This is a genomic window from Pantoea sp. X-Soil-TKNS-1211 (assembly GCF_059730495.1).
In genome coordinates this window covers 217,870-235,300 of record NZ_AP035954.1, presented here as the reverse complement: position 1 = coordinate 235,300, position 17,431 = coordinate 217,870, and the positions used below count along the sequence as shown (strand labels likewise).

Here is a 17,431-nt window from a genome sequence, read left to right as displayed (position 1 = left end):
CAGGAAGCCGTTACAGGTAAAAATCGTTGAGGAAAGGGTTAATTCAGAATGGCGTCACGACATCGGGCGTTGAGATGCTGCAACGCCTGTTGCGCCAGTTGGGAAAAGTAACTGGCGGCAGGCGCGATCAACGCTTCGTCCGGGTTGAAACCGCCATGATGCAGACCAAAATCGCTGGCACTGCCGATGCTGACAAAAGCGCCGGGGATCTGTTGCAAATAAAACGCGAAGTCCTCACCGCCAAGATGCAGGTCGGCGGTTTGCACGCGATAACCCACTTGTTGCGCCACGTTGCTGGCGAAAGTGGCCCAATCGGCGTCGTTCTCCAGTACCGGCGGCCCGGCGTGCCAGCTCAGGCTGGCTTGTGCGCCAGCAGCGGCCGCCACGTTTTCGACTAAGCGGCGTACGCGCTGCTCCAGTTGTTGCCGCACGTACCGATCGTGGGTACGAGCGGTGCCACCGAAATCCACCTCTCCCGGCAGCACATTCCAGGTTTTGCCGCCGTCGATGCGGGTAACGCTTAGCACCAGGCTATCGAGGGTATTGAAGCTGCGACTGGTCAACGATTGCAGAGCCTGAATAATCTGGCTGGCGACGACAATGCTATCCACCCCCTGTTCCGGGTGGGCAGCATGCGCCCCTTTACCTTTGACACGAATGACAAAACGATCGGCATTGGCATAGAAGGCGCCACCGCGCGTGGCGAAGGTGCCGGTCGGCAGTCCAGGTTCGTTGTGCATACCGAAAATCGCCTGCACATCCTGCAACACGCCCGCTTTGATGAATTGCCGTGCGCCTGTCGCGTTTTCTTCGCCGGGTTGAAACAAAATACGAATGCGTCCTGGCAACAGCGCCTCTTGCGCTTGCAGTTGCAGCGCCGCCCCCAGCATCACCGCGCTGTGTACATCATGCCCGCAGGCATGCATCACACCGGTATGCCGCGAGCGATACGGCAACCCCGTCGCTTCATGAATCGGCAACGCGTCAATATCGGCACGTAACGCAATCACCGTGTCGCCCTGACCGATTTCCGCCACCACGCCGGTTTCCAGCGCATAATCCAGCAGGCGTATCCCGGCGGCTTGCAGCCAGCCGCGCAGACGGGCAGTGGTTTCTACCTCGTGACTGGAAAGTTCCGGCCAGCTATGCAGCTCGCGTCGCCAGTCAATCAGCTGTTGTTGCGAAAATTGCGTCATGGGATATCTCCGGGAATGTCACTCAGGCGGCGACCAGACGATGGCTTGCCAACAGTTCAAGGGATTTCAGACGCGCCGCTTCTTCCACTACCGGCGAATCAATCACAAACTCATCAATGCCGAAGTTTTGATGCAGCGCCTCAAGCTGCGCATGAACCTGCGCCGCAGTGCCCTTGAGTAACGACGGAGTGCGCGGTTCAATCACGTAATCGCTGTAACCGCCCTGCCGTACATAGCGTTCCGCCTGCTCCAGACTGCCGACATTCACGCTCTGGCCATCCTTCACCCTGACATGGAAGAAACGCAGGTTGCTGACCAGCAGGTCAGCCGCCGCCGGGGAATCTGCCACCACCGCCTGTACCGCCACCAGCGCGCGCTGGCCGTTGCTGAGCTGGTGGTAACGCGTCAGCACCCGCTCCATCAATGCACGGTCGCCATTCAGATGCGCGGCAAACACCAGCTGCCAGCCCAGATCTGCCGCCAGTTGGGCACTCTCTTCACTGGCCCCCAGCAGGAAGCGATTGGCCGGGCGGTTGGGTTGCGGCGTGGCTACCAGTGATTCTTCATCATTTTGTTGCGTCCCAGGCTGGAGCCAACCGTCCAGTAGCGCCAGTTGTTCAGCAAAACTGCCTTTTTCAGCGGCATGGACGCCGAGTTGCAGCGCTCTCGTCGACAGGGGCAAACCACCGGGCGCTTTGCCGACACCGAGATCGATACGTCCCGGGGCCAGCGAGGCCAGCAGGTTGAAGTTTTCCGCCACTTTATACGGGCTGTAATGCTGCAACATCACACCACCAGAACCCACGCGGATATGCCGCGTCTGGCCAATAATCCACGCGATCAGCAATTCAGGAGCCGGGCTGGCCAGGCGGGCGGAATTATGGTGTTCCGCCAGCCAGAAACGATGGTAGCCCCAGGCTTCCGCCTGCTGCGCCAAATGCAGGGTGCGGTGCAGCGCGTTGGTCGCGCTCTCTTCTTCGGCAATCGGCGATTTATCCAGCAAACTCAGTCGGTATGACATACGCCTTATCCTTTTCCGTCATGAATATGGCGGCTAGTGTGGAACGGCGCATTAGGTTCGTAAAACATGATATTTTTGAATGCATATTTATTTTATGCATATCAGTTAGCAAGGCTGGTGGAATCGCGTAAATATCCTTATTAAACACTCAGTTATGTACACTTGTATTTATGTGTTCATCTTAATCATAAGTTTAAAATTAGCGAAGAAAGCCATGAAGTGTGAAGAGAGGAGCTTATGAGTCCGAAGTTAGAGCACCCTCTGGGGCGTAATCAAAGCCGCCTTCTATGAAGGCGGCTTCTTACTATTAAAATGTGCCATATTTTTATTGAATTTTTGATACCCAGGTAACAGCAGGAGAGACTTGAATGTAAAATTTACAATGCGGTATAAGTGGTTTTATTATCAGGTCATTTTCGAGGACTAATATTTTATTAGACAGTTCCTGGTTCTTACTTTTTCTCTTGTTGTCGGAGGAACGGATAATCTGGAATAAATCTCTGATATTATTTCGCATTTCAGAGAACCCTTCCTTAGTGGCATTGAGATTTTCCACTTTCTGAGTGACGTGCGTTATGGAACTCATAACAACTTCATGACGTATTTGAAATTCAGCTTGTGATTTAGTCAATGGCATTATTCCTGTTTTATAAGCTTGAAATGCGTACTGAGAGTTAAGTGAAGATAACTCTTTTTTAATTCACTTAGCAATTCTAAAATTTCGACTTGTGTGGTCAGTGATTTTGCCAGGAGATGTTTTGATGTGTGTTCTGGTTCCGCTTTGTAATTATTGCTTTTCAATATCACATTTGAACTTTTAATGTGAAGAATGTTTTCTCCTAATGAAGAAATGAAGTTCCTTACTGGCTAAAAAACAAACTTCTGGATTCCTGTAGTAATTCCATTAATAAATGACATGACCTTACCTCCATTGAGTAATCCAATTATGTGAAATCGCATATGAATATATAATAAAGTTTCTTTCGTGTTAACTCTTGAACAGGGCAGTTCTGCCGCATTAACAAAACCTTCAGGTTATTATGGTAAGAACTCAGGATTCCGGGTCAGTAAAGCCTTTAAACACGGTGCTGGGGCGTTGATGCACGGATTCCTAAATTCATGCCGCAGTGTCATGAATTTTCAGGATATGAGCAGGTCAGCCGGGCTGCTGAAAATTGAAAAAACCGGCATCTGTCAGCCCATAGTTGCCATATAGAGAAAGACGCGCCCAGCTGAGGAGCAGTGCCTGGCGAAGGGGCTGATTGTTTTATGGACTGAGGGTGATGTAACGTCAGCCAATCACTCTGCACAGGAATCATCCCGATGACCACCGCCTCACTACTGCACCGCAGCCATGAGCAATACCGCTACGCTCGCGAGGGAACCCGTTTACTGAAATCTGCTATACAGCCCGCAAAAAGAAACGAACACCGGTATCAGGTACGTTATCTGCCGGGGCTGGAAATCCGCAGCAGCGCGACCGGTGACCGCCAGACCGAAAACCTGTGGGTAATTACGGTAAACGGCACCCGTATCCTGCACTGGCATCAGGGACGACCTGAGGATGTACCAAGCGGCCAGACAAGGTTCTGCGTGGCAGACCGGACCGGCAGCAGCCAGTCAGAACTGGACGGTGAGGGGAAAATAATCAGCCGCGAGCAGTATTATCCTTTTGGCGGCACCGCTGTGTGGGCAACACGTAACCAGACAGAAGCCCGTTACAAGGCTGTGCGCTATTCGGGTAAAGAACGCGACGTGACCGGACTGACATACTACGGATACCGTTATTATACACCCTTGCTGATGCGCTGGTTAAATGGAGATCCTGCCGGAATGGTAGACGGTGTGAATCTGTTCAGAATGGTACAAAATAATCCTATGACCCTCTATGATAGCAATGGACAACGTAGCCTATTTGAGAGATTTGCTACCACAGCCTACAGCTCTGTAATAAATTTTTTGAATAAAGTCTTTACTAAACCCTTATCAGATACCACTAATGAAATTATCCCTGCAAAGCTAGAGAAGTTCCAACCGTTAGGAATTTCATATAAACAGCTGGCATTCACATTTCTTGAGAAAAAAAATGGAAAAGAATACTTAACTGTTAGCCTGCACGGTGGTCCTAACGACAGAAATGGCGAACAGAGTTCAGTTCCAATCCTCAATAATTCTATAGTTAACGGTACCTGGTTAGGACAGACTTTAATGAAAAATGTTCCAGATTTTGAAAAATACGAAGGAATTTCGCTAGCAATTTGTTATTCTGCTCGCGGTGGGGAAAAGAATAGCATTGCTCAACAAGTTGCTACAGAAACTGGAAAAACTACAATAGGGTATGAAAAACTTGTTTGTTTAACAGCATACTCAAAAGAAGACTCAAATTTTTTGGAAAAAACCGCTATCAACATGATATTTAATGAAAGCGCCTCATTTAATAAGTTGAAAAAGTATGTAAGTAAACAACAGGAAGAAGGCCGAAATTTTGGGTTGCAAACCATGAGGCTAGAAAACGATAAAAAAGAAGAAATGCGTATATTTATGCCAAAGCCTAAAGACTGTAATCCAAAACCTCTGGCAATCGATGTATCGGAATACGTGATCCCCCGAAACTTACTACTTAATCAACGGCCAAGGTATCATTAGGAGGTCGGATTGGTGACCCTGATGCTTTTCTTTATGGTGTCGATATCCAATTGATGTTGAGTGCTGCATCGCGGAATCCCGCAGGATTTATCGCGCGTGTTTCACCACCCACCATTTATTTTTTTCGGCAAAGCTTAGTGCATTTCCTTTGTTCAACTCCCCGACGCGGCATTCGATGATGAAAACCGCCCGTCGGGTAATTGATAACAAAGGAATTCACTATCATGAAGCAACGTTTTCACTTGCAGGCATTAAGTTTCGCCCTGCTGACCGGGATCTTTAGCGCGCAGGCAGCGGACACGCCGGTTAAGGGCGGTACGCTGATTTATCTCGAACAACAACCGCATACTAACCTCTATCCCCCCGCTGGTGGATTCTACCCGAACGGCGGCATCCTGAATCAAATCACCGACAAACTTACCTGGCAAAACCCGGAAACCTTGCAGGTGGAGCCGTGGATTGCCGAAAGCTGGAGCAGTAACGCCGACAAAACCGAATACACCTTTAAAATTCGTCCGGGCGTCACCTTCTCCGATGGCACGCCGCTGGATGCCAACGCGGTGGCAAAAAACTTTGATACTTACGGTCTGGGCAATAAGGCACAGCGCCTGCCAGTGTCTGAGGTGATCAACAACTACGATCACAGCGAAGTCATCGATCCACTGACGGTGAAGTTTTACTTCAAAAAACCATCACCGGGCTTTTTACAGGGTACCGCCACCATCGGTTCTGGCCTGGTCTCCCTCAGTACCCTGCAACGCAGTTTTGACCAGTTAGGCGATGCGCGTCATATCATCGGTTCCGGGCCATTTGTAGTCAGCAATGAACAGCTGGGCCGTGAAGTGGATCTGGTGGCGCGCAAAGATTATCACTGGGGACCCAAGAATCTTCAGCAACAAGGCCCGGCCAATCTCGACGGCATCAAAATCATTGTGACGCCAGAAGATAGCGTACGTATCGGCGCGCTGCTGGCCGGTCAGGCCGATTTTATCCGTCAGGTACAGGCCTATGACGAAAAACAGGCCAAAGCGCAAAACTTCCCGATTTATGCCGCACCGACACGTGGCGTTAATGACAGCATCAGTTTTCGCCCGGATAACCCGTTGGTCAGCGATGTGAAAGTCCGCCAGGCCTTGCTGCATGCCACCAACGCGCAGCAGGTGGTACAAACGCTGTTCTCCCCCAATTACCCGCAGGCCACCTCCGTCATTGCGGCCTCTGCGGCGGGCTACGTCAACCTGAGCGACAAGCTCAAGTACGATCCGGCGCTGGCGAAACAACTGCTGGATGAGGCGGGCTGGAAGCCTGGCAGCGATGGCATTCGCGAGAAAGACGGGCAGAAACTGACGCTGACGGTGTATGAATCGCCGCCGCAACCACAGAACAAAGAAGTGCTGCAACTGGTAGCGCAGCAGTGGCGTCAGGTGGGGGCTGCACTGACGGTGAAAGCCGGAGATGCGGGCAGCAAGACGCTGGATAACCTTGACCCACTGAAAACGCCGCTGACAGTATCAGAAGTGGGTCGTGCCGACCCGGATGTGGTGAAAAGCATGTTCTACCCCACCAATCGCGATGCGCTGCTGCAAAAAGACGGCTCCAGCGACAAGGTGAAAAATTTCCGTGACGACAAATTAAATACCCTGCTGGTCGGGATTTCCGCCGAAGTGGACCCGCAAAAACGCCTGCAATTGACCGGCGACGCTCAGCGCTACCTGTTAGACAACGCCTATGTGATCCCGATCTTTGAAGAACCGCAGGTGTTTGCCGGTGCGCCCTGGCTGAAAGGCATCCGTTTCGAAGCGGTGGGCCGTCCGTCGTTCTACGGCGCATGGCTGGAAAAACACTAAGGTGGTCTGACGATGCGACACTCTCTGCTGCACCGGTTGGGACAAGGTTTGCTGGTGTTATGGGCGGCGTTTACCTTGTCATTCTTTCTGCTCCAGGTACTGCCGGGCGATGCGATTCTGATTAAGTTTCAGAATCCGGACCTCGGTCTCAGCCCGACACAAATTGCCGACATGCGGCTGGCGTACGGCGCTGACAGTCCGATCTGGCAGCAGTACGGGCATACCCTGCTGGCGATGTTGCGCGGTGATTTTGGCTATTCGGTGCAGGCCGGTGTGCCGGTCAGCGAATTGATCGCCAGCAACCTACCTGCCACCCTCAGCCTGGCGCTGCCGGCTTTTCTGCTGGCGGCGCTGCTGGCCTTCGCACTGGCGGCGTTATCACGTCTGCCAGGTCTGCGTTTACTGCGCGCTTTCTTGCAGTCGGTCCCGGTGCTGTTTATTTCGCTACCAACCTTCTGGCTCGGTATCGCCCTGATTCAGGTGTTCTCTTTTCAGCTGCGCTGGATTCCGGTGATCAACCCCACCGCTTTTCAGGGCTTGATTCTGCCGGTGATCACCGTGGCGATCCCGATCTCTGCACCACTGGCGCAGATTCTGCTGCGCAGCATTGATGACGTCGCCACCCAACCCTTTGTCGCGGTGGCGCGCGCTAAAGGTGCCAGCGAAAACCGGGTGTTGTGGCGTCACGTGTTGCGCAACGCGCTACTGCCGGTGCTCAACATTGCCGGTTTGCTGCTCGGTGAATTGATTGCCGGTGCGCTGATCACCGAAACCGTGTTTGGTCGGAGTGGGCTGGGCCAACTGACGCAGCAGGCGGTCAACAATCAGGATGTGGCGGTCCTTCAGGCGGTGGTGATGATCTCCGCACTGGGGTTTGTGCTGATTAACTTGCTGGTCGATGCGCTGATGCCATTGCTCGACCCCCGTCTGCAACCGATCACAGGAGGTCACTGATGAGTCTGGTCGATTATGCGGCCACGCGCCGTAGCGAAGTCGTGAAAAGCCGCCGCCCCAGGTTGCTACTGCAACCCGGATTGTGGCTGGCGTGGGGGGTGATGGTGCTGGCATTACTTGCCGCCATCGCGCCAGGGCTGTTCACCCATTTCAGTGCGACCGAAGGTATTGCCGGTGCACAGCGCCTGCCGCCGCAAGCCACCTACTGGCTCGGCACCGACCAACTCGGACGCGATCTGTTTACCCGCATCGTGTATGGCGCGTCTCAGTCGCTGGCGGCGGCCTTTGCTGCGGTGGCGATGGGGCTAATTGGCGGCACCACGCTGGGGGTGATTGCCGGAGCTATCGGACAACGCACCGAGAACGTGCTGATGCGGCTGGTGGATGTGTTGTTGTCCATCCCTTCTCTGCTGCTATCACTCAGTATTCTGATTTTGCTGGGATTTGGCACGGTACATGCAGCGCTGGCGGTAGGGATAGCGTCAATTGCCAGTTTCGCGCGTCTGGCACGTGGCGAAGTGGTGCGCGTCCGGCGCAGTGAATTTGTCGAAGCGGCGTACGGCAGCGGCGGCAGTTTCTGGCGCGTACTATGGCGTCATATTTTACCCAATTCCCTGACGGCGGTAATCGCTTTTGCCGCGTTGCAATTTGGTCAGGCGATTCTGGCGCTCTCCACCCTGAGTTTTCTTGGCTATGGCACCCCGCCGCCCACCCCGGAGTGGGGATTGTTAATCGCAGAGGGCCGTAACTACCTCGCTACTTCCTGGTGGCTGACCATTTTTCCCGGCATTGTGGTGGTCTCCGTGGTGCTGGCGGCCAACCGCATCAGTCAACAATTGGCCGGAGGGGCAAAATGAGCGCGTTACTGACAATAGAAAACCTTACCCTCAGCTATCGCCAGCAAGGTGTATGGCGTCCGGTGGTGCATAACGTCAGCTTTAACTTGCGGGCCGGTGAAATGGTGGCGTTGGTCGGCGAATCCGGTTCCGGTAAAACCACCACGGCACAAGCGATTATTGGTCTGCTGGCAGAGAATGGTCGCCGCGACCACGGGCGCATCCTGTTGAACGGCACCGATATCAGCGACTGGTCAGCCAAAAGGCTGGAAAGCCTGCGCGGCGTACGCCTCAGCCTTGTCCCTCAGGATCCCGGCAACTCCCTCAATCCGGTGAAAACCATCGGTGAACAGGTGGGCGAGATGTTGCAACTGCACCTGCGTATCAGCCGCAAAGAGCGGCAGCAGCGGGTGACTGAGTTGCTGACCCGCGTCGGACTCAGTCATCCCGAGCAGCGCGCAGCCCAGTACCCACATCAACTCTCTGGCGGGATGAAACAACGTGTATTGATCGCCATTGCTCTCGCCCTGCATCCGCAAATCATCATCGCCGATGAACCGACCAGTGCGCTGGATGTGACGGTGCAGAAACGCATTCTTGACCTGCTGGATGTGTTAAGGCGTGAATCCGGCACCGCCGTGCTGTTCGTCACCCACGATCTGGCGCTGGCGGCAGAACGGGCGGATCGCCTGCTGGTGTTTCGTCATGGTGAGATTCAGGAACAGGGCAAGACCGCACGGGTAATCAATGCTCCGCAACATCCCTATACCCGCCAGCTATTGCAGGACGCGGCGTTAGATACCCTGGCACCGGCCCCGCATCCGGACGCGGCGTTTTCCACCCCGGCGATTCAGCTCTCCGCCATTGGTAAACAGTTTCGGCTGGGGCGACAACAGCAACTTCAGGCGTTGCGCGAGGTCAGCGTCAGCGTGCCGCGTGGCAGCACCCACGCGCTGGTGGGTGAATCCGGCTCAGGTAAAACCACCCTGGCGCGCATCCTGTTGGGTTTTGAAACCGCCGATCGTGGTCGCGTGGTGATTGATGGCATAGACGCCAGTGGTCTGAGCAGCGAGGCCCGCCGCCAGCTACGGCGCAAAATTCAGTTCGTTTATCAAAACCCTTACGCCTCACTCGATCCGCGCCAGACGTTGTTTACCATCATCGAAGAACCGCTGCTCAATTTCGAACGCCTGAGTGGTGACGAACGCCGCCAGCGGGTTGAGGCGGTGGCGCAGCGCGTGGCGCTACCACGGGAGCTGCTGACGCGCAAAGCGCGCGAATTGTCCGGCGGACAACGTCAGCGCGTGGCGATCGCCCGTGCGCTGATCCTCGAACCGGCGATTCTGGTGCTGGATGAAGCCACTTCGGCTCTGGATGTCACGGTTCAGGCGCAGATTTTGCAGCTGCTGCAACAGCTGCAACGCGATCTCGGTCTGACCTATCTGTTTATTACCCACGATCTCGCCACGGTACGGCGGCTGGCACATAGCGTCACCGTGCTGCGCGCCGGAGAAGTGGTGGAGCAGAGTGACGTTGTCACGTTATTTACTGCCCCCCAACATCCTTACACCCGGTCATTGATCGAGGCGATTCCCGCTTTCCGTCCGCTGATTAAGGAGTCTGCATGACACGTAAACGCATTGGCTTTTTCACCCGTTTGCTGGATGAAGGCAGCGCCCGCGAGCGCTACCGGCTGGCGACCGAACAGATCCAACACGCCGAACGCTTCGGCTTCGACAGCGCCTGGATCGCGCAACACCATTTTCATGAGCACGAAGGGGGGTTACCTTCGCCGCTGGTATTTCTCGCCCATGTGGCGGCACAGACCCGCACCATCCGCCTTGGCACCGGCATTATCACCCTGGCGCTGGAAAATGCACTGCGCGTGGCGGAAGACGCCGCAGTGCTGGATTTACTCAGTAACGGACGGCTGGAAGTCGGCTTTGGCTCCGGTGGCACACCGACCTCGTTTCTGCCGTTTGGCCTGACGATTGAGCAGCGTGCGCCGTTTTTTGTCGAGCAGTTGCATAGCGTGCTGAGCGCCTGGCGGGGCGACAGTCTGGCCCATCCCGATAACCATCTCTATCCTCCAGCGAACTCGCTGCCGCAGCGGGTGTGGATTGCCACCTTTTCGGTGGAGGGCGCAGCACGTGCCGGTCAGGCAGGCCATGGCCTGATGTTATCGCGTACCCAACCTCGCCCTGCTGAACAAGCCGATTTGCCGCTTGATGCCCTGCAAAACCCGATGATCGATACCTATCTGGCGGCGTTACCGACAGGGGTTGCACCACGTATTCTTGCCTCCCGCACCGCCTTTGTCGCGGATTCCAACAGCTATGCCCGACGGTTGGCGGAAACGGGCTTGCAACGCCAGGCCGATCAATTCCGCGCCGCTGGACATCACCTGCGCGGCGATTCACTGGAAGATCATATCCGCCAGTTTGACGCCCATCTCGGCAATGTCGATGCGGTTCGGGCCTCCCTGGCGCAGGACAGCGTGCTGGCGCGTGCCACCGATATCACCTTCCAGGTGCATTCGATTGATCCACCCCACGCCGATATTTTGCGTTCGATTGAACTGATTGCTGACCACATCGCGCCACAGCTGCGCAATGCATAACAGGAGAAAGGCATGTCTCAAGCTAACGATTTGCTGACCGCGCTGGCCGATATTGATCCGGCCTCGGAACTGGCGCAGGCACGTGCCGTGCGTGATGCCGCCACCCGCCATACCCAGGGCAGCTACGAGGTGCTTTTTGGCCAGAGCGATGACGATTTCCCGTTGCCAGCGCGCTTTGCGCTGGCAGCGCAGGTGGCCGCCTGGCACGGCGAGGTGGGTTTGCAGGCGCATTATCAACAGCAGGCACCGAGTGCGCAGCACAGCGCGCGCGATGATGCGGCCCACGCTTTCGCAGAACGCCTGAGTGTCCACCCTGTCGAGGCGACACCACAACATATTGCCAACCTGCAAAGCGCTGGCTGGACACCACGTGGCATTGTCACGCTGGCGCAGTTGGTTGCCTTTGTCAGCTTCCAGAGTCGGCTACTGGCCGGTTTTCGTTTACTTAACGGGGACAGTTTGGGTTCCGCGCAACACGCGGTGGCCGGTAACTGGCATAACGCCCCGCGTACCCATAGCGGTCAAACCGCCCTCACCGCCTTTACCCAGCGGGAACTGGGTTGGGAACCCTGGCTGGCGGCGAAACCGTTGAATGAATTTACCGCCGAGGAAAAAGCCACGCTGGCGCGCTTTGGTCACAGCGATTCAGACTACTTCCGCCTGTTGGGCCGCAACCTGCCACTACTGGAGCAGCGTACCCTGACCGATAAAGGCATCTTTTATACCTCCGGTGGTTTGGCTCGCGCGGAGCGTGAACTGGCCGCCACGGTGGTGAGTAAAGTCAACGGCTGCATCTACTGCGCCTCGGTACACGCGCGCAAAGCCAGCCAGCTGTCGAAGGATGATACCGCGGTTCAGAAGCTGCTGAACGTGGCACCCGGCGCGGAGTTATCCCACGGCCAGTCATCACGCTGGCAGGCGATTATTGACTTCAGCGCCGCATTGTCCGTTACTCCTGCCAGTGCCAGTCAGGCGCAGTTACAGGCGCTACGAGCCCAGGGTCTGGATACGCTGCAATTGCTGGATTTGGTGCAATCCACCGCCTTCTTCGCCTGGGCTAACCGCCTGATGCTCACCCTTGGCGAACCCTTTCTGCCCACTGACGCCAAAGGATAACCATGACTGTCCTCTCCACTGAACAACTGATCGCCTGGCGACGTGAATTGCACCAGCATCCAGAATTATCCAATCAGGAGCACGCCACCACCGCACGCATCACCCGCTGGCTGCAACAGGCAGATATTCGTCTGCTGCCGCTGGGTCTGACAACCGGGGTGGTGGCAGAGATTGGCGAGGGTGATGCGGTGATTGCGCTGCGTGCGGATATTGATGCCCTGCCGATTGAGGAATTGACCGACCACCCCTGGAAATCACAACAGCCAGGCGTGATGCATGCCTGTGGTCATGATCTGCACAGCAGCGTGATGCTTGGGGTGGCACATCAGCTCAAACGTATTGAAGCGCAGCTACCGGGCCGGGTACGCATCCTGTTTCAACCCGCCGAGGAAACCTTTAACGGCGCACAGCAACTGATTGATGCGGGTGCGCTGGAGGAAGTGCAGGCGATTTTTGGTTTACACAACGCGCCAGATTTGCCAGTCGGGGCGTTTCGTACCCGTGGCGGTGCGATGTATGCCAATGTCGATCGTTTTCAGATCAACATCAGTGGCAAAGGCGCACATGCCGCGCGCCCGCATGAAGGTATCGATGCGATCGTGATCGCCAGCCACATCGTCACGGCCTTGCAACACCTGCCCAGTCGGGCTTTTAGCGCACTGGAAGCGGTGGTGCTCAGCGTGACGCGTTTTACTGCGGGCAACAGCTGGAATGTGTTGCCGCATCAGGTGGAACTGGAGGGCACCGTGCGCACCCATGACGCCGCCATCCGTGCCGAGATCCCGCAAAGAATCCGCAGCCTGATTGCCGGGATTGCCGCGGGTTTTGACGGTGATGCCGAACTGGTGTGGCAGCCAGGACCACCCTCGTTGATCAATACCCCGGCGTGGGCAGACGTGGCGCTGCATCTGGCGCAGCAGCAAGGTTATGACATCCATATCGGCACCCCACAGATGGGTGGCGAGGATTTTGCCTTCTACCTGCATCAGGTGCCGGGGGCGTTTGTCAGCATTGGCAGCGCCAGCACTCAAGGGTTGCATCATCCCGCGTTCGACCCGGATGAAGCGATGCTCGAACCTGCGGTGCAATTCTTCACCACCCTGGCACAGCGGGCGCTGGCTGAGGTGCAGCAAGCTCAGGAACTGGCCTCGTGACGGTGAGAACAAGGAGAAAACCGATGGCAATTACCGTTCCCGCGCCACGTCTCGATCACGTGGTGATCAATGTGGCGGATCAACTCGATGCGGCCAGCACGCTGTTCCAGCGGCTGGGCTTTCAACTGACCGTGCGGGGGCACCACTCGCTCGGTTCCAGCAATCATCTGGCGGTGTTTGGCGAGAATTACCTGGAGCTGCTGGGTTATGAACCGGAACGCGGCAATGTGCGGCAGGATCTCTGGCAATCACCACCGGGATTGAGTGGCCTGGTGTGGAAAAGTGAGGACGCCGATGCCGTCTGGCGTTACCTGGAGAGTCAGGATATTGATGGCGACCTGCCTGCCAGTTTTTATCGTCCGGTGACGCTGCCGGACGGTTCGCAACAGCAGGCGCGCTTTCGTACCGTACGTTTACGCAGCGATCTGGTGCCGAATGGCCGCAGCTTTTTTTGCCAACACGAAACGCCGCAAGCGGTATGGCAACCGGCATGGCAACAACACCCAAATGGAGTCAGCAACATTGTTGAGTTTGTCGTGGTCGCACAGGATCCGGCAGCGTCGGCGCTGGTTTACAGTCGCCTGTTTGGTGCGGGACGCCTGGTAGCCTGTCAGGAGGGCGCTTTTGTGCTGAAAGCCGGTGTCGCGACGGTGCGCTTCGCCGCCGCAGAATATGTGGTGAAGCGGTTTAACAGCCTGCCGGCTGATTATGATGGCAGCGCGCGTATGGCGGCACTAAGTTTACACACCACCGACCTGAGCAAAGTGAAAGCCTGTTTGTTGCTGGGAGACGTCCCTTTTAATGAGACGGAAAATGCGGTGATTGTGGCGGCCGACCAGGCGTTTAGTGTCGCGTTGCGGTTTCAGCAATAAACCCCTTGTGCGATTTATTGCAGCAGTCAAAAATAACGACAGACGATATCTAATATCATAACTATCAATTTCACTTATATGAAAAACAGGCTCATGCTAATCCCATCAAAACGAATGAGAGGTGATTACCATGAAAATGAATGCCATCGTATGGCCGGAAGGCTTTATCCCAGGTTTTACCGATAACTACTGTTCCAATGAAGTGATTGTTGCGGGCCTGACTGCGGCAGAGATTTGGCCGCTGCTGGCAACACCGGCGCTGTGGCCGAGCTATTACAAAAACTCCGCCAATGCCCGCTTCTACGACAATAAAGGACCGGTGCTGGCGCAGGATGATCGTTTCTATTTTGAAACCTTCGGTTTTCCAGTAGAAGCTCGCGTCACGGAATACGTTGCGCCGTCAGCCGGTGAAGCGGGCCGTGTTGCGTGGCACGGCTGGGCAGGCGAAGAAGGTGCGGCAGATCGCCTGGATGTGCTGCACGCCTGGCTGGTGGAAGATTTGTCGGACAACCGGGTGCGCATCCTGACTCAGGAAACGCAGAACGGTAATCCGGCAAAAGAGCTGGCTAAAGCGCAGCCGAACCCGATGATTAATGGTCATCAGGACTGGCTGGATGGTCTGGTGGCGGCTGCCAGAGCGAAAAAAGGTCAGTAATATTCATTCGTAGCGGCGCGATTTATCGCGCGATAAATCGCGCCGCTACAGAATATGCCTTAACTAAACAGCATGACGCCGAAGAGGCGTTCTTTTATCAGAAACGATAGGTCGCGCTAACCGAGAAGTTTCGCGGTTCGCCGTAGACAATGCCGCCGCCGCCGACGTTGGTGTCGTACTCTTTGTCAAACAGGTTATTCAGGTTGGCCTGTAAGGTGACGTTTTTCGTAACGTCATAACGGGCAAACAGATCCACCAGCGTATAGCTACCCTGGCGGGCGCGCCAGGTGCCATTGCCATCCGGCCCCCCCACGTCTCCCCAGGTTTTTGACTGCCAGGTCGCGCCGCCACCCAGCGTTAACGCATCCAGTTGCGGCACGCGATAGCTGGTGAACAGGTTGAATGAGGTACGTGGCAGCTGTGAGTTATAAGCGTCACCATTGCGATCTTCTGCCAGATAGGTGGTGCCGCCGAAGGTCATCTGCCAGTTATCGGTCAACGCACCGTTGACTTCAAACTCGACACCTTTGCTCACTACGCCATTTTTGCCTTCATAAATGGTATTGCCGGTGCTCGGATTCACCTGACCGGTGCTCACGCCAACGTTATCCAGCTCAGAACGGAATACGGAGAAAGTGGTGGTCAGACGGCTGTTGTACCAGTCCGATTTCAGACCCGCTTCGTAGTTTTTGCCGATCACCGGCGAGAGGAACGCACCCGAGGCATCCTGATAATCCTGCGGCTGGAATACCGAGGTGTAGCTGGCATAGGCCGACCAGTTTTCGGAGATATCGTAAATCACGCCACCATAAGGGGTGATGTTATTTTTCTCCATCTCTCCGCTCATGGTCTGGCGGTTCCAGTTGGTATAACGGGCACCAAGGATCACATGCAGCGGATCGGCCAGAGAGATGCGTGTCGCCAGGTAGGTCGATTTCTGACGCACCAGTTGGCTGTCGCTGGACTCGGTACGCGGGTTCCAGTCGGTTTCCGGGTACTGGCCGTTGAAATCGTTGTAGTCACCCAGTTGGGTCGGAGAGATATTGTCCCAGGCGCTGTAGTATTTGTTGTCCTGCCGGCTGTAGCTCACCCCCACCATCAGCTCATGCTGGCGACCAAAGAGTTCATACGGGCCACTGGCGAAAGCATCCACCGCATCAACTTTACGTTTGCCGGTATTGTACCCGGTGCCGCCAATGACCGGATAGTTGGCATACGGCGAGGTGCCGATACCGGTGGTTTTATCGAAGTAGCCATCGATATACAGCATCTTACTGTCGAGGAACATCTCGTTGTGAGTGCCGTTCAGCGTGAAGTTCCAGCCGTTATCAAAGTTTTGTTGCAGATTAACAAAGACCTTTTTGTTCTCTTTGTCGTTGTAGGCCCAGTCCGGCGCGGTGTTGTAGCCACGACGAGTATGAATCTGCGTGCCGTCGGTGTACCAGCGCGGCGCACCACTCCACATCGGTGAATCGGTGTTAACCTGGCTGAACTCATAACCGACAGAGAGTTTGGTGGAATCGGTCAGGTCGGCGTCAACCACAGCATAGACAAACTGTTTCTGGTTATTGTAACGCTCGATAAAGCTATCACGATCCTGATATCCCGCTACCACGCGACCACGTACGCGTCCATCCTCACTCAACGGCGTGGAGAGATCGGCAACATAGCGTTGCTTATTCCAACTGCCATAGCTGGCCTCAAGACTGCCGGTAAATTCTTTACTGTCGGCGTGTTTGCGCACCATATTGATCGAGGCTGACGGGTTACCCGGACCGGTTAGCAGACCCGTCGCGCCACGCACCACTTCAACGCGCTCGTACAGCGCCATATCGGTCTGCACATCACCGAGGTTCCAGCGTGAGGCAAACGCGGTGGGAATTCCGTCGATCATGTAGTTATCAATCAGGAAGCCACGCGAATAGAACAGCGGGCGATCCATATCCTGGCTGACACTTTTGATGCCGGTGGTATTTTTCAGCACATCATTTAGCGTTTGCAGCTGCTGATCTTCCATACGCTGCTTGCTGATAATGCTGACAGATTGCGGAATATCACGCGCGGTCAGGGCCATTTTGGTGCCAGCGCGGGTGACTGGCACGCTGTAATCCTGTGCAGCCTGCTGCTGGGTAGCATTACTGGTGCTGGCATCGACGGTCAGTGTTTGTTCTTTATTGGTGGTCTCTGCCGCATGGGCGATACCGGAGGCAACAAACATCGCCAGCATTGAGAGGCGCAACACGCGCTGCGGAGCCTGGCCATGTTCCCTGACGCGCTTCACTTCGAAAGACATAATATTCCTCAATTTTTTTGTTATTGATGACGACATGCCCGCTGACGTCTGCTGGCGTCCCGCCACAAATACCTGTTGAAGAATAAAGGTCAGGAAAAAAAGCGCCTGACTGTGCCATCCCGGCACGTACAGTGCGACAGTAAAGGTGTCGTTAAGAAAACAAATGAGAAATATACGCATTAAGATTTCTATTGCAAGTAATTGTTACTGATTGCGTAGAC

The 17,431-nt window shown here is 55.2% G+C and carries 13 protein-coding genes; 10 read left to right on the top strand and 3 right to left on the bottom strand.

Annotation, left to right across the window (positions count from 1 at the left end):
• Nucleotides 1–38: 38 nt before the first annotated feature.
• Nucleotides 39–1,196: an amidohydrolase gene (locus AC6I8W_RS21535; RefSeq protein ID WP_497838694.1), complete on the bottom strand. Its 1,158-nt coding sequence runs from the start codon at nt 1,194–1,196 to the stop codon at nt 39–41.
• A gap of 22 nt (nt 1,197–1,218) precedes the next feature.
• On the bottom strand, nt 1,219–2,217 hold the full coding sequence (locus AC6I8W_RS21530) for an MsnO8 family LLM class oxidoreductase (protein WP_497838693.1): 999 nt from the start codon (nt 2,215–2,217) through the stop codon (nt 1,219–1,221).
• 1,323 nt (nt 2,218–3,540) lie between these two features.
• Here AC6I8W_RS21530 and AC6I8W_RS21525 point away from each other — a divergent pair.
• The 10 genes from AC6I8W_RS21525 to AC6I8W_RS21480 all read left to right on the top strand — a co-directional run bounded on the left by AC6I8W_RS21525 (nt 3,541) and on the right by AC6I8W_RS21480 (nt 14,917).
• The gene (locus tag AC6I8W_RS21525; RefSeq protein ID WP_497838692.1) at nt 3,541–4,863 is read left to right on the top strand and encodes an RHS repeat-associated core domain-containing protein; all 1,323 of its coding nucleotides are present in this window, start codon (nt 3,541–3,543) and stop codon (nt 4,861–4,863) included.
• Between the two features lie 224 nt (nt 4,864–5,087).
• On the top strand, nt 5,088–6,710 hold the full coding sequence (locus AC6I8W_RS21520; RefSeq protein WP_497838691.1) for a TIGR04028 family ABC transporter substrate-binding protein: 1,623 nt from the start codon (nt 5,088–5,090) through the stop codon (nt 6,708–6,710).
• Nucleotides 6,711–6,722: 12 nt separating this feature from the next.
• Nucleotides 6,723–7,664: an ABC transporter permease gene (locus AC6I8W_RS21515; RefSeq protein ID WP_497838690.1), complete on the top strand. Its 942-nt coding sequence runs from the start codon at nt 6,723–6,725 to the stop codon at nt 7,662–7,664.
• Nucleotides 7,664–8,521 (top strand): ABC transporter permease, encoded by an 858-nt coding sequence (locus tag AC6I8W_RS21510; RefSeq protein WP_497838689.1) that lies wholly within the window; start codon nt 7,664–7,666, stop codon nt 8,519–8,521. The genes AC6I8W_RS21515 and AC6I8W_RS21510 overlap by 1 nt, the downstream gene beginning before the upstream one ends.
• Complete coding sequence (locus AC6I8W_RS21505) at nt 8,518–10,128, top strand: dipeptide ABC transporter ATP-binding protein (RefSeq protein WP_497838688.1); 1,611 nt, start codon at nt 8,518–8,520, stop codon at nt 10,126–10,128. Before AC6I8W_RS21510 ends, AC6I8W_RS21505 begins: the two co-directional genes overlap by 4 nt.
• Nucleotides 10,125–11,120, top strand: a complete 996-nt coding sequence (locus tag AC6I8W_RS21500) for a putative FMN-dependent luciferase-like monooxygenase (RefSeq protein WP_497838687.1) — start codon at nt 10,125–10,127, stop codon at nt 11,118–11,120. The genes AC6I8W_RS21505 and AC6I8W_RS21500 overlap by 4 nt, the downstream gene beginning before the upstream one ends.
• A gap of 12 nt (nt 11,121–11,132) precedes the next feature.
• Nucleotides 11,133–12,236: an alkylhydroperoxidase domain protein gene (locus AC6I8W_RS21495; protein ID WP_497838686.1), complete on the top strand. Its 1,104-nt coding sequence runs from the start codon at nt 11,133–11,135 to the stop codon at nt 12,234–12,236.
• Nucleotides 12,237–12,238: 2 nt separating this feature from the next.
• Nucleotides 12,239–13,390 (top strand): amidohydrolase, encoded by a 1,152-nt coding sequence (locus AC6I8W_RS21490; protein WP_497838685.1) that lies wholly within the window; start codon nt 12,239–12,241, stop codon nt 13,388–13,390.
• 23 nt (nt 13,391–13,413) lie between these two features.
• Nucleotides 13,414–14,262: a VOC family protein gene (locus AC6I8W_RS21485; RefSeq protein WP_497838684.1), complete on the top strand. Its 849-nt coding sequence runs from the start codon at nt 13,414–13,416 to the stop codon at nt 14,260–14,262.
• Between the two features lie 136 nt (nt 14,263–14,398).
• Nucleotides 14,399–14,917: an SRPBCC family protein gene (locus tag AC6I8W_RS21480; protein WP_480372791.1), complete on the top strand. Its 519-nt coding sequence runs from the start codon at nt 14,399–14,401 to the stop codon at nt 14,915–14,917.
• 97 nt (nt 14,918–15,014) lie between these two features.
• On the opposite strand, the gene fhuE is transcribed toward AC6I8W_RS21480, so the two are convergent.
• Nucleotides 15,015–17,213 carry a ferric-rhodotorulic acid/ferric-coprogen receptor FhuE gene (gene fhuE, locus AC6I8W_RS21475; RefSeq protein WP_497838787.1) on the bottom strand — a complete coding sequence of 733 codons (2,199 nt, stop codon included), beginning with the start codon at nt 17,211–17,213 and terminating at the stop codon, nt 15,015–15,017.
• Nucleotides 17,214–17,431 lie beyond the last annotated feature (218 nt).

Bases quoted from the DNA above. Each gene is read 5' to 3' on its own strand.
- AC6I8W_RS21535 (WP_497838694.1), bottom strand. From the start codon at position 1,196: ATGACGCAATTTTCGCAACAACAGCTGATTGACTGGCGACGCGAGCTG.
- AC6I8W_RS21530 (WP_497838693.1), bottom strand. From the start codon at position 2,217: ATGTCATACCGACTGAGTTTGCTGGATAAATCGCCGATTGCCGAAGAA.
- AC6I8W_RS21525 (WP_497838692.1), top strand. From the start codon at position 3,541: ATGACCACCGCCTCACTACTGCACCGCAGCCATGAGCAATACCGCTAC.
- AC6I8W_RS21520 (WP_497838691.1), top strand. From the start codon at position 5,088: ATGAAGCAACGTTTTCACTTGCAGGCATTAAGTTTCGCCCTGCTGACC.
- AC6I8W_RS21515 (WP_497838690.1), top strand. From the start codon at position 6,723: ATGCGACACTCTCTGCTGCACCGGTTGGGACAAGGTTTGCTGGTGTTA.
- AC6I8W_RS21510 (WP_497838689.1), top strand. From the start codon at position 7,664: ATGAGTCTGGTCGATTATGCGGCCACGCGCCGTAGCGAAGTCGTGAAA.
- AC6I8W_RS21505 (WP_497838688.1), top strand. From the start codon at position 8,518: ATGAGCGCGTTACTGACAATAGAAAACCTTACCCTCAGCTATCGCCAG.
- AC6I8W_RS21500 (WP_497838687.1), top strand. From the start codon at position 10,125: ATGACACGTAAACGCATTGGCTTTTTCACCCGTTTGCTGGATGAAGGC.
- AC6I8W_RS21495 (WP_497838686.1), top strand. From the start codon at position 11,133: ATGTCTCAAGCTAACGATTTGCTGACCGCGCTGGCCGATATTGATCCG.
- AC6I8W_RS21490 (WP_497838685.1), top strand. From the start codon at position 12,239: ATGACTGTCCTCTCCACTGAACAACTGATCGCCTGGCGACGTGAATTG.
- AC6I8W_RS21485 (WP_497838684.1), top strand. From the start codon at position 13,414: ATGGCAATTACCGTTCCCGCGCCACGTCTCGATCACGTGGTGATCAAT.
- AC6I8W_RS21480 (WP_480372791.1), top strand. From the start codon at position 14,399: ATGAATGCCATCGTATGGCCGGAAGGCTTTATCCCAGGTTTTACCGAT.